This window comes from Aquimarina acroporae (assembly GCF_023195925.1).
Taxonomy (GTDB): Bacteria; Bacteroidota; Bacteroidia; order Flavobacteriales; family Flavobacteriaceae; genus Aquimarina; species Aquimarina acroporae.
Genome location: NZ_JALPRE010000001.1, coordinates 219,232 through 231,698, shown reverse-complemented (window position 1 = coordinate 231,698; position 12,467 = coordinate 219,232). Strand labels below are relative to the sequence as shown.

Sequence of the window (12,467 nt, the reverse complement as noted above, 5' to 3'; positions counted from 1 at the left end):
ATTATTTTAAAAAATTTAATGCAGTATTGTTTTCTTTTAATAATTCATTTTCGAGAGCTAAATCTAAAGCAGACTCATCAAAATCTGTCTTTAAGGTTTTATCTGCTCCAATCGAGATAAGATATTTTAGAATCTTTTCATCTTTTGAAGTCATCGCTGCTTTATGAAGCGCAGTAATTCCTTCTTTATTTTTGGCGTTTACATCGATTCCTAACTCATGAACTTTTTTCAATAAACCCAGATCCTTTTTGTCAAGAGCTAGATGAAATAAAGTATTTCCATTACCTTGAGGTTGAGTAATATTCAGCCCTTTTTCGGTTAAGTAGTTTAGTTTATTATTAAATTCCTTAGAATTTTTGCTGCTGTAAGAGTTGATCAAATAATGAGTTAAGTGATTACACTTTTTATCATTTATAAGTACATTTGCGCCATTTTCGACTAAAAATCGGACAATATCAAAAGAATTCCTCTCCACTGCATTAGTTAATGCTGTTTTACCTTTATCATCTTTTTGATTAATGTCAATTCCTTTTTTGATAAAGTATGTTAAGACATCAGAATCTTTACTTTTTGAAGCTAAAATATGTAAGGGAGTTAGTCCGTTTTTAGTGACAACATTAGGAGCTATACCCAGTTTTTCAAGGAAAGTAAAGGTTTCTAGGGGGTTGGCATGCCCTCGGGTAGCCTGGCTGGCGAAAATCATTGCATTTCCACCTTCTTGGTTCAAACTTTTGTATGAAACTCCTTTTTTGATGAGGTAATTCATTAGTTCTATATTTCCCTTTTTTGAGGCATAATTAAAGATCCCATTACCTGCATCATCTTTACTTTCTAAATCCAATCCTTTAGCAACAAAGTACTCTATAAGAGAATAATCTTCAATAAACGGAGCAACCAATAATAACGCATTAGCTCCATCGTGATTTTTTTCTTCTTTAATCTTTGCTCCGTGTGCAATGCAAAAATCATAAAGTTTAGTGTTCTGTTGACCTGTTGCAGCAGCAAAACCGGTTACAGTATACCCATGACTATCAATAATATCAGTTTTAGCACCTTTATCAACCAAAAATTGCATCATTTCTAAATTGTCACGATAAGCAGCCCAAAAGATGTAGGTTCTTCCATCATGAGTTAATTTATTTACACCATTTCCTTTTTTGGTAAGCAAGTGCTTAATAGTTGTATTATCCACTTTTTCAAGTAAAGCATAGGATACAGCATCAAAGTAATGTCTGTTAAGCTCAGAAACGTCATTACCTTCTTTTATTTTTTGTTCTATATCTTCGATGCTAGGATTTGCTTTCCAATATGTGCGATCTAGAAAAATATTTTCTTTTTGAGCAACAGCAATAGCGGTAAGTAAGAATACCCAAGTACAAAATAATATTCTCATTTTTTTATTTCTTTACAAATGACTCGATTACTTTAGCAATATCATTTTCTTGAGTATAATCTTCAGAAAACAAATGTTTGTATAGTGTTTTATTGTCTACTTTAGCTTCTAAAGACAAATCAGCATTTCTAGCAAATATTTCATCCCACTTACCACGAACTAAAGCCCATTTTTCTTGATTCGTTTTCCACCAGTCTGCTGCGGCTTTACATCTACTATCATCAACTTTAACGTAGGTGTTATATCCTTTTTCTTTCGCCAATAGAAAATCTTCTTTTCCAGCTTCACGTACAATTTTCTCATTGTCCTGATCGTGTACCCAGCCAGCATTGGTAATTTCGTGTCTGTTACCACGTATCATAAGGTTGTAATCACTTCTTGTGGTTTTTTCGCGTCTTGGAAGAGGAGCAGGGGTAGTATTTTCCCAAAAACTTTTACCATCTACGTGTACCCATGTTGAAGATCCTTCGTACCTGGGGCTATCATCAACCTGATATACCTTTTGGGTCCATTGTCCTTTTACACTAGTATCTGGTAGATTTTGAAATACCCATTTGTTATTACTGTTGAACATGTAGAAGTCTGTATTTTCATATAACCAATCTTGCCTCCAATGTTTAACGATATGGGGTTTTGTGGGATTCCCAACTTGTAGAATGTGTTGAATAGAAACCTTATCTTTTTCATCTACTACTAGCTCGGCCCACTCAAGACCTTTATCGGTTTTAGATTTTGAACCTTTATAAAGAGAGTCTTTGCTGTATTGAAAGGTTTCTGCAAAGTTAAAGGTCACTTCAAAACAACCACACATACTTTTAATAGCACTAATGTCCCTGTCTTTTTTGTTTTGTGCATTTAGAGTGCATGTAAGTATAAGTCCAAATGCAATAGAGGTTATTGTTTTCATTCGATGATTTTGTTTGTTTAAATTTTCTACAAAAATATTAATTTTATTTAGAATAAATAAAAATAAGAAATATATTTGCGCTCTATTAAGAATGGTTATAAATAATAATTATGCGCAAAACATTGTTAATTAACACTTTATTTTTTTTGGTAGCTGCAAAAATATTTTCACAAGAAAAATTTGTTGATACTACAAAGGTTACAGAAATAGATGAGGTAGTACTTACAGCTACCCGTACTGCGCGTCAACTTTCATCGCTACCATTACCAGTTACCCTGGTTAGCAAAGAGAATATTATAAAGTCAGGAACCATTCGATTAGATGAAATTCTAAATGAACAAACGGGCATCATTACTGTTGCCGATGAAAGTGGTTTTGAGGGAGTACAAATTCAAGGAATAGCTTCCGATTATATACTGGTTTTAATTGATGGTGTCCCTTTGGTCGGACGTAGCGCTGGTAACTTTGACATTAGTCGGCTCACCGTTGGAAATATAAAACAGATTGAAGTAGTAAAAGGGCCGTCAAGTAGTTTATACGGTTCTGAAGCTTTGGGAGGTGTGATTAATATTATAACTGAAAAACCAAAAACTGAGACCATATCGGGGAGTGCTTCTTACAGAATAGGTAGCTTTACTCAACAGGATATCAACTTGGATCTCAAGCAGCGTATAAACAATTTTGGATATGGTCTTTTTGCAAATCGATTTTCTAGTGAAGGGTATGATCTTAATCCAGATGTTGAAGGGCAGACGGTAAACCCTTTTGAAAATTATACATTCAATGCTAGGGTATATAACGATTTCTCAGATAAATTATCTGTATTTGCTTCCGGTAGATATTATAATCAAAATCAGGATGCTGGTTTCACAGTAAATGAAACTAGTTTTGAAGGAGATAGTAAAGAAGAGGAATGGAATGCCCATTTGAGATTTGATCATGCATTCAACTCAAAATTAGCCCTTGAGTATGAATTCTACTATACAAACTACAATGCTACGGAAAAATTAGTTGATCCCATATCTGATGATGTCTTGAGTGATAGTAATTTTGATCAACGTTTACTTAGGCCTGAGATCAGAGGAACTTATACTTTTGAAAATAATAGTAAACTAACTTCAGGATTCGGATATCAGTATGATGAGTTAGATCGCACGTTTTTCGATGAGAAAGTAGACTTTACTTCACAATATGCATATATACAATATGATGTAGACCTGTTTGAAAAACTTAATATCATTGCCGGAGCACGTTTTGATAATCATTCAGAATATAGTAATCAATTAAGCCCGAAACTGGCGATAAGGTACAAAATCACAGATCATATTGCTGCAAAAGCTTCTGTGGGTTATGGATTTAAGGCTCCCGATTTTAGACAGTTGTATTTTGATTTTACTAATTCTGCTGTGGGGTATACGGTTCTTGGATACAATGTAGCTATAGATAAGTTACGAGAACTACAGGATCAAGGACAAATACTCGATATTGTGGTGCCCGAGAGTGATTTGCAAGATCCTTTGGAGGCCGAAAGTTCTATAGGATATAATATAGGGCTTACATACAAAAAGAAGAATTGGAATTCTGAAATAAACTTTTTCAGGAATGACTTTCAAAACTTGATCGACACTCAAATTATAGCTAGAAAAACTAATGGTCAAAATGTATTTAGCTATTTTAATTTCGACGAAATCTATACTACAGGTCTAGAAGCCAATTTTGGATATAAGCTCAACAATCATTTTACTATTAATGCCGGCTATCAATTACTATATGCTTTTGATAAAACCAAAGAAGATCAAGTAAAAAGGGGTGAGGTATTTGCTCGTGATCCAGAAACCAATGAAACCATAGCAGTAGAAAAATCTGAATATTTCGGATTGGTAAATCGCTCTAGACATAATGCCAATTTTAAAATATTTTATGAAATCTCAGCTATCGATGCGAATATAAACCTAAGACTAATCTATCGTAGTAAATATGCATTATTCGATACTAATGGTAATGGTCTTATTGATGATTATGATACCAGTTTTATAGATGGTTTTGTAACCACAAATATTGCAGCAACCAAAACATTATTCAAAAACTTCAATCTACAAATAGGAGCCAATAATCTGTTTGATTATACAGACTCTGGAGTACCTACTTTACCCGGAATACAGTTGTATTCAAGGCTTAACTACAATTTTTAATTTAAACACAATCAAAATGAAAAAAGGAATTTTATTACTTACAATTTTTAGCTTTTTATTTGTCGCATGTAGTGACGATGATGATAATGGACTAAATCCAGAGCCCATTCAATCTGAGCAAGTAGCGAATTTATCTGCTCCGCAAACTGGTGGACAGGGTACAGGACAGGATATTGGTGGCCCATTTACTAAATTTGATTTTGCTTCAGGAGAAGTTACTACTAGCGATACCGACTGGGATATTGCGTTTAGAGGAACAACAATTGCTATAAATGGAGGAGCGGTTACAGGAACTGCAGACGAACCTTCTCGTAACGGTGAAGCGGGAGCAGCAATAGCTACAGGAACCTTTGCCAGTGTGACCTCTGCAGAAGGTCTTACGTTTGCACAAGATGGGAGTACTGCTTTTGCTATCCCTACTGGAAGCGATAATGGATGGTATAACTATAACTTTATGACCAATATCATTTCTCCTATTCCTGGTAAGGTATTGGTATTTAGAACCAGAAATGGGAATTATGCTAAAGTTGAGATTTTGAGCTATTATAAAGATCAAGATACTTCTCAAGATGCTAGATATTATACGTTTAACTACGTGTATAATCCAAATACCGGAGAGACATCTTTTGAATAAGGTAAACTATATAAAGATTTTCTAAAACAAAAACGCGTTGATTCAATGTATCAACGCGTTTGTTTTTATATGATTTAAAAACGGATTGCATTAATTGCACTCCACTGAAAATTTTGGTTCCGCTTGGTAATCCTAATATGTTACGAACCACTTGACCTGCTTGTAGACCAGATACAATGACTCCTTCATAGTACCCAACATTTACACCAAAGTTAATCCAGTCTCTAGTTATGATAAGGCTATCGAATCCATGAAAGGTAAAATTCATTGTGAAAGCGAGTTGGGTAAAGGAACCAAATTTATCATCTCTTTTGAATCTAAAGATGAATTAGAAAAAATAAGATCTTAGATTTTGGGGTAAAATTCGTTTTCAATTTTATTCAAATTAGATCATTTTTATTTACTAGAAGTAAAACGGTTTACTTATCAAGTAAAATGGTTTATTGAACTCAACATCTGATAATTAAATTTGTGTAAAATTTAAAAATCAGCAATTATGTTCGGTAAAATGATATCAGATATGATGGTTAAACCTGGTAAGTCTCCGGTGTTTGAAACTCCAGATAAATACAATTTAAGTTATGAAAATGTAACCTTTGAAACCTCTGATGGAGTCAAGTTATCAGGTTGGTTAATTAAAGGTGGGACCGACAAAATTATTATTCAGTCACATTTTGGTGTACAATGCTCCAGATGTGGATTTACACAAGAAGGTAAAGGAATGATGAAAAACGTATTGTGGACAGACGATATTCATTTTTTGGATCAAGCCAAATACTTGGTTGAAGCCGGATATTCGATATTAATGTATGATATGCGTAATCATGGAAATAGCGAACAGCATGGTTGGGTAACCTGGGGACTAGAGGAACGTAAAGATGTTGTAGCCGCTTTACAATTTGTGTCTAGTCATAATGATTATCAAAACGCTAACATAGGATTGTTATCGATTTGTATGGGACAAGGAGCCAGTACTTTTGCATTTGGTATGGAAGACATGAAACAATTTACAAACTTGAAAACTATGATTTCAATACAACCCTTGACTTATGATTACTTTGTAAAAGCTATGGGGTTACCAAATTTTCTAATAAATGCAGGAAATAAATACAACAAAAGTAAGCGTAATATAGCTCTAGATGGGGATTCCTTTTTACCGTATGTAAAAGATATTTCGGTACCGACATTGGTGATACAAAATAGTAATGATCCTATGACCAATATGGGAATGGTACAGCAATATTATGAAGATTTAACTGTCGAGAAAGAGCTACTCATGATAGATTTAGAAAAAAAACGTGGCGCGGCTTACGCATGGCTGGGTAAAAACCCTAAAAAAATTGTCCAATGGTTTGATAAATATCTTAATTAAGATAAAGAAATGAAAAATGACCATTTATAGCTCCCTTCATAGATCATAAATAACCCTCAAAAAGGTTTTGAGCTTGTGGTTAAATTGTCTCAAATGAGATTAGAAGCAAGTCAATCTAGAGGGAAGCTTTTTAATAAAACAAAATTAAAATATGCCTCAGAAGTTGTTGATATGACTATTTCTTCTCAATTGATAGCACTTAATTTTCATACAATTGCTACTGCAAACAATTACTGGAAGTAGTTAAAGGGATATAGAAAATTTTAATAACCAAAAAATGAATATATGTTTAACTCTAAAATTATTATAGTAATTCTAGTTCTGATCGTAATTCTAGTCATTCTATATTTCACAGGAAAAAAATCTGTGCATCATGAAGTTGTGATTGATGCATCATCAGAAAAGGTTTGGATGGTTTTAATAGATACAAATAGCTATAAAGAATGGAATCCTGTTATGAAATTGATTGCAGGAGAGGTAAGAGAAGGTAATGAAGTAACATATCAATTTACACAAGATGTAAACAACCAAAGTGAAATACCAGCCACAGTTATTAAAATAGAACCTAATGTATTATTAAATCAGGCAGGAGGGATTCCTATGGTATTAACCTATAACCATAAATATTCCTTAGTACCTTTAGAAAACCAAACAATGGTAGTGATTCATGAAGATTATAAAGGGATTGGAGTCAATTTTTGGAACCCTAAACCTGTTGAAGAGGCTTATGCAAAATTGAATAATGCATTAAAAACTCGTGTAGAATCTTTAAATTAGTTATTAATGAAAAACATCATAAACATAGAAACTATAAGTCAGGTGCATGATTTTTTACAATTCCCTAAACCAAAGCATCCGTTAGTGTCTGTTTTACCAATTACAGATAAGATGACTAATTATGATTATGGAGATCATTCTTATGTTTTTAGTTTTTATCAGATTAGTCTAAAATTGGGAATCTCGGGTTCATTAAATTATGGTCGGAATTCATATGACTTTCAAGAGGGAACCATGGTGTTTATGAAGCCTAATCAAACTATTAAAATAGAAAATCGTCCCGAATACAAAGGATCTTCAGGTTGGACATTATTATTTCACCCAGATTTAATTCATAAATCAGAACTAGGTAAAATAATTAAAGACTATTCTTTTTTTAACTATGAAACTAATGAAGCTTTACATTTATCTGATGAAGAAAAAAGCTCATTGACAGATCTTGTGAAAAAGATCGAAAAAGAGTATAATCAAAATATCGATAAACACAGCCAGGAGTTGATTATAACCAATATAGATTTACTTCTTAAATATTGTAAACGTTATTATGATCGTCAGTTTTTTACGAGAACCAACCTAAATAAAGATCTTGTCACGAAATTCCAAGAAATTATGTCTGAGTATTTTGATTCTGAAAAATATAAAGATCTTGGAGTGTTAACGGTAAGTTATTGTGCAAATAAGCTAAATATGTCTGCAAACTATTTAGGTGACTTACTTAAAAACGAAACCGGAATTAGTGCGAAGGAGCATATTAATAGTTTTTTGATAGATCAGGCAAAAACAAAAATGTTGACTACATCAAAATCAATAAGTGAAATTGCTTATGATTTTGGATTTGAGTACCCCCAGAGTTTTAATAAGTTATTTAAATCCAAAACAGGATTAACTCCAACACAATACAGAAGTTCAAATTAGTTTATATTTAGGACACGATAATCCTAATAAAATTTGACAAATGATTGTAAATAAAGGAATAAGTTTATTTAAAGTATTAACATGGAGTGCTCATCATATTATATGGTTAACTGCATTTATGAGCGCTATCTCTGCTCTATATTATTTTAATATCATTGAATTTAGTATTCCTTGGTTACCTGTTTCTGTTATAGGTACAGCAGTAGCATTTTATGTAGGTTTTAAAAACAATCAGGCGTATGATCGTATGTGGGAAGCACGTAAAATATGGGGAGGTATTGTAAATGACAGTCGTACTTGGGGGACTATGATAGATAACTATATATCAGATTTCTTCGTTGATGAAAAACCAGATGAAAAGGAAATCAATAAAATAAAAAAACGACTTATCTATAGGCATGTTGCATGGTTGTATGCACATAGAAGCCAATTGTTAGTGGCTACACCATGGGAACATATCAGTCAGGGAGGTTTTACGGCAAGAACCGCCAGAAAGTACCAAAAGAAATTCGGAATAGGTTTGGTAGATGACGAAGTTACCAAAACCGAATTGAAAAACTACTTACCAAAAGACGAACATGATAGGTTGGTTAATTATACCAATACAGCTACTCAAATTATTAATGAACAGTCTCGAGATTTAAAAGAACTTAGAGAAAAAGGATTAATAGATGACTTTAGGCATATGGAAATGGTAAATATTCTAAAGAGCTTTTACACACTTCAAGGTAAAAATGAAAGAATTAAGAAGTTTCCATTACCTCGTCAATATGCAAATATGAGTTGGTATTTTGTTGCCATTTTTATCATATTGCTACCATTCAGTATGATACCAGAGTTATCTAAAATAGGAGAGTGGGGAACAGGACTGGCTATTGCTATTACCGTATTAATTGGTTGGGTTTACGTAATGATGGAAGTAATTGGTGATTATTCAGAAAACCCTTTTCAAGGAATGGCCAACGATATTCCTATGTTGTCCTTATGTCGTATCATAGAAATAGATTTAATGGAAATGCTTGGTGAAACAGATTTACCTCCTGCTATAGCACCTGTAAATGGAATATTAATGTAATTCTACTCTCAAGATATTTCTACAGTTTATCTAAGAACAGTATTTTTGATATATGCAGCATTTCAAAACTATTGATTCTTATTGTCGCGCGATACAAATTCCTTCTCCGAAACAATCCTATTTCGACATTAGAAGTTTTGAAGAGAATATGCCAACGGTAATTGCTAAAATGCCTCCTTTTAAGCACGAATTCTATGCTATCGCCATAAAAGTAGAGGGTTCTGGAAAAGCTATTTCTGGTCATCATACCAATTTCCCTGAAGGTGCAACAGTTTTTTTTAACTCACCATTTCAAATAATTTCCTGGGATATTGTTGCCGACTGGAAAGGGTATTACTTGATGTTTTCTAAAGAGTTTATCACAAAATCTAAGCATTTACAAGAGTTATTGACCGATTTTCCGTTTTTAAAAATAGATAAATCTATTCCATTTACAGTGCAGCCTGATGAAGTATCAAAGTTATTATCGATTTATGAATCTATTTATGAAGAACAACAATTACTTAAAGAAGATTCTCTTCAGATCATTGAAGCTCAGGTATTGGTACTACTAAATTTTGTAAAACGTTTTTTTAACTTACAAGTGGCAAAAGAAGAGGCTATAAAAGAATTTAGAAAAGCAGATATAAACCTGTTGTCTAGATTTCAGACTCAAATAGAGACAAGCTTTTACGATAACAGATTAGGAAGCAAAAAAACACATTCTACAGGTTATTATGCCAATTTATTGGCTGTGCATCCAAATCATTTAAACGCTACAGTAAAAAGTATTACAGGGCACACAGCAAAACAACATATTAATGAACATATATTGCGATTAGCGAAATCTAGATTACTACAAACACAAATGAGCGTTAAAGAAATCGCTTATTCTCTATATTTTGATTCCCCAAACAATTTCAGTAGTTTTTTCAAAAAACTAACCAATCAAACACCAAATACCTTTAGAAAAACAGGAAATCTTTGATTTTTATACTTCTTGATTTGATTTTATAATTCTTCCAAAAAGTGATGTCTTCATCTTTGTACTATCAAAAAACAAAGAACTATGAAGACTACATTTATTTTGCTATTTGCTTTATGCTTCGGGGTTCAAAATCCTCAAAAACAAACAATAAAAATGGAAGATGTAAACAAAATTCAGGAAACAATTACCAAACTTTTTGTAAATACCGATACCAGAAACTGGAGTAAGGTAGAGTCACAATTTTCTCCAAAAGTACTTCTAGATTATTCCTCCATGAGTGGTAATCCTGCTACCGAAGTTACTCCAAATGAAATTACTACAGCTTGGAAAGGGGTTTTACCCGGTTTTACCTATACACATCATCAAATTGGAAATTTTATTACTGAGATAAATGAGGACAAGGCTCATTCTTTTTGCTATGGCACAGCAACACATTATCTAGAAGATGAAAATGGAAATGTATGGACAGTGGTCGGGAGTTATGATTTTGATCTGGAACGAAATAAAGATACTTGGAAAATCACAAAAATGAAATTCAACTATAAATACCAAGATGGTAACTCAAAACTCATCGAGAAAGCCATAAATAGTAGTAAAACAAATTAGTATGAGACTTTCAATACTTCTTATAGTAATTGTATTGCTTGGTTCTTGCAAAAAATCAGATCAAGTACGGCAATTACAATTAGAGATCGGTGCTTTAAAACAAAATCACAACATGAAAATAGAAATCGCAACAAAAAACAAAGTCACGGTGAAAGCTTTTTTCAGAGCTCTGGAAGAAGAAAATGTAGATGCCCTTGTAGATTTATTTGCAAATGAGGGAAAGCACATTAACCCATATGATTCTGGATTATTTCCAAAAGGAGCCAATGGTCAGGAGGAAATAAGGGCATACTGGACTCCAGTATTTCCCAACTTCGATGGCATGAGTTTTCCAATAGAAGAAATATACGCCATGGAAGACCCAAGAATGGTATTTGTAAAGTATACCGGTAACATCAAATTGAAAAATAGTGAATCTGTTTATAGTAATAACTACTATTCAACATTCAAATTTAATGATCACGGAAAAATCACTGAATATGTCGAAATTTTTAACCCCATTGTAGCTGCAAAAGGGTTTGGATTAATTGACCAAATACAATAATACTATGAGAACACAAATCACTTTTTTGCTGGCAATGATTATGGTCGTCTTGTCCTGCAAGCAAACTACGAAAACTCAAAACATTCAAGAAACAAAAACTATAAAAACGTATCAAAAAATGAAAACAATACAATTTAAAAGTGGAGGTCTAAATCTAGTAGGAAATCTATATTATCCTCCCAATTTTGAAGAAGGTAATGCATATCCTACAATAGTGTGTTCTGGTAGCTGGACCACGGTAAAAGAACAAATGGCGGGATTGTATGCAAAACAATTTGCTAAAAATGGTTTTATTATGCTGTCTTTCGATTTTAGAAACTATGGCGAAAGTGAAGGTGTACCAAGATCTTGGGAGAATCCAGAAATGAAAATTGAAGATATTCATAATGCTGTAGCATATCTAAAAATGTTACCAGAAGTAGACAATACCAAAATAGGAGCATTTGGGGTTTGTGCCGGTTCTATGTATACCTTGATGGCAGCTGCAGAAGACAAGGATATTAAAGCTGTAGCAACCACAGCTTCATGGTTACACGATGCAGAGGCGGTAAAACTTTTTTACGGAGGAGAAGAAGGAGTGCAAGCGAAAATTAAAGCAGCACAAGATGCCAAGAAGAAATATGCCGAAACAGGAGAGTTTACGTATATAAAAGCCATTTCTACAACCGATCCAGATGCTGCAATGTTTGGTGAGTTTGATTATTATCTAAACCCAGAACGCGGAGCAATTCCCCAATGGAGTGCAGACCAATTTGCAGTGGCAACGTGGGAAGATTGGTTAACTCTTGACCCCTTTCCTTCGGCTTCAAAACTGGATAAACCTTTATTTATGATTCATTCTGATGGGTGTGTATTACCCGAGTACACCAAGAAATATTATGAAACTGTCCCCTCCAAAAACAAGGAACTGGTTTGGATAGAAACAGAATTAGCATCTCCAATGCATCAATTTGCTTTTTATGACCAAGAAAAGGAAGTAAGCCTTGCTGTTGAAAAAACAAGTGACTTTTTTCATATAAACCTTTAAAATAGAACCATAGCAAAACAGGAAGAGCGAAGGTGGATATCCATCTTCGCTTTATTTA

Annotated in this window: 14 protein-coding genes; 11 read left to right on the top strand and 3 right to left on the bottom strand. The window is 33.3% G+C overall.

Annotated features, from left to right (window positions below; translation table 11 throughout):
* Nucleotide 1: 1 nt before the first annotated feature.
* Together M0D21_RS01065 and M0D21_RS01060 are read right to left on the bottom strand one after the other, a co-directional pair.
* Entirely contained in the window at nucleotides 2-1,393 is a 1,392-nt protein-coding gene (locus M0D21_RS01065) for an ankyrin repeat domain-containing protein (protein ID WP_248325678.1), read from the bottom strand.
* A gap of 4 nt (nucleotides 1,394-1,397) precedes the next feature.
* The gene (locus M0D21_RS01060) at nucleotides 1,398-2,300 is read right to left on the bottom strand and encodes a DUF6607 family protein (protein ID WP_248325676.1); all 903 of its coding nucleotides are present in this window, start codon (nucleotides 2,298-2,300) and stop codon (nucleotides 1,398-1,400) included.
* A 110-nt stretch (nucleotides 2,301-2,410) separates the two neighbouring features.
* On the opposite strand from M0D21_RS01060, the gene M0D21_RS01055 reads away from it, so the two are divergent.
* Nucleotides 2,411-4,492, top strand: coding sequence for a TonB-dependent receptor plug domain-containing protein (locus tag M0D21_RS01055; protein WP_248325674.1), 2,082 nt, complete (start codon nucleotides 2,411-2,413; stop codon nucleotides 4,490-4,492).
* A 16-nt stretch (nucleotides 4,493-4,508) separates the two neighbouring features.
* A complete protein-coding gene (locus tag M0D21_RS01050) occupies nucleotides 4,509-5,126 on the top strand; it encodes an HmuY family protein (RefSeq protein WP_248325672.1) in 618 nt (205 codons plus the stop codon).
* Here the strand turns inward: M0D21_RS01050 and M0D21_RS01045 are convergent.
* On the bottom strand, nucleotides 5,080-5,394 hold the full coding sequence (locus M0D21_RS01045; protein WP_248325670.1) for a hypothetical protein: 315 nt from the start codon (nucleotides 5,392-5,394) through the stop codon (nucleotides 5,080-5,082). The two genes, M0D21_RS01050 and M0D21_RS01045, sit on opposite strands and share 47 nt — an antisense overlap.
* Nucleotides 5,395-5,622: 228 nt before the next feature.
* Here M0D21_RS01045 and M0D21_RS01040 point away from each other — a divergent pair, with 228 nt between their 5' ends.
* The 9 genes from M0D21_RS01040 (at nucleotide 5,623) to M0D21_RS01000 (ending at nucleotide 12,409) form a co-directional block, all read left to right on the top strand.
* The gene (locus M0D21_RS01040) at nucleotides 5,623-6,498 is read left to right on the top strand and encodes an alpha/beta hydrolase (protein ID WP_248325668.1); all 876 of its coding nucleotides are present in this window, start codon (nucleotides 5,623-5,625) and stop codon (nucleotides 6,496-6,498) included.
* A gap of 42 nt (nucleotides 6,499-6,540) precedes the next feature.
* Nucleotides 6,541-6,741, top strand: coding sequence for a hexameric tyrosine-coordinated heme protein (locus M0D21_RS01035; protein ID WP_317249679.1), 201 nt, complete (start codon nucleotides 6,541-6,543; stop codon nucleotides 6,739-6,741).
* A gap of 42 nt (nucleotides 6,742-6,783) precedes the next feature.
* Nucleotides 6,784-7,275 carry an SRPBCC domain-containing protein gene (locus M0D21_RS01030; protein ID WP_248325664.1) on the top strand — a complete coding sequence of 164 codons (492 nt, stop codon included), beginning with the start codon at nucleotides 6,784-6,786 and terminating at the stop codon, nucleotides 7,273-7,275.
* Between the two features lie 6 nt (nucleotides 7,276-7,281).
* Nucleotides 7,282-8,190 (top strand): helix-turn-helix domain-containing protein, encoded by a 909-nt coding sequence (locus M0D21_RS01025; RefSeq protein ID WP_248325662.1) that lies wholly within the window; start codon nucleotides 7,282-7,284, stop codon nucleotides 8,188-8,190.
* 40 nt (nucleotides 8,191-8,230) lie between these two features.
* Nucleotides 8,231-9,265 (top strand): bestrophin family protein, encoded by a 1,035-nt coding sequence (locus tag M0D21_RS01020; protein ID WP_248325661.1) that lies wholly within the window; start codon nucleotides 8,231-8,233, stop codon nucleotides 9,263-9,265.
* Between the two features lie 52 nt (nucleotides 9,266-9,317).
* A complete protein-coding gene (locus M0D21_RS01015; protein ID WP_248325659.1) occupies nucleotides 9,318-10,232 on the top strand; it encodes a helix-turn-helix domain-containing protein in 915 nt (304 codons plus the stop codon).
* 81 nt (nucleotides 10,233-10,313) lie between these two features.
* Complete coding sequence (locus tag M0D21_RS01010) at nucleotides 10,314-10,838, top strand: nuclear transport factor 2 family protein (protein WP_248325657.1); 525 nt, start codon at nucleotides 10,314-10,316, stop codon at nucleotides 10,836-10,838.
* Nucleotide 10,839: 1 nt separating this feature from the next.
* Entirely contained in the window at nucleotides 10,840-11,382 is a 543-nt protein-coding gene (locus tag M0D21_RS01005) for a nuclear transport factor 2 family protein (protein ID WP_248325656.1), read from the top strand.
* A gap of 4 nt (nucleotides 11,383-11,386) precedes the next feature.
* The gene (locus M0D21_RS01000; protein ID WP_317249430.1) at nucleotides 11,387-12,409 is read left to right on the top strand and encodes an alpha/beta hydrolase; all 1,023 of its coding nucleotides are present in this window, start codon (nucleotides 11,387-11,389) and stop codon (nucleotides 12,407-12,409) included.
* Nucleotides 12,410-12,467 lie beyond the last annotated feature (58 nt).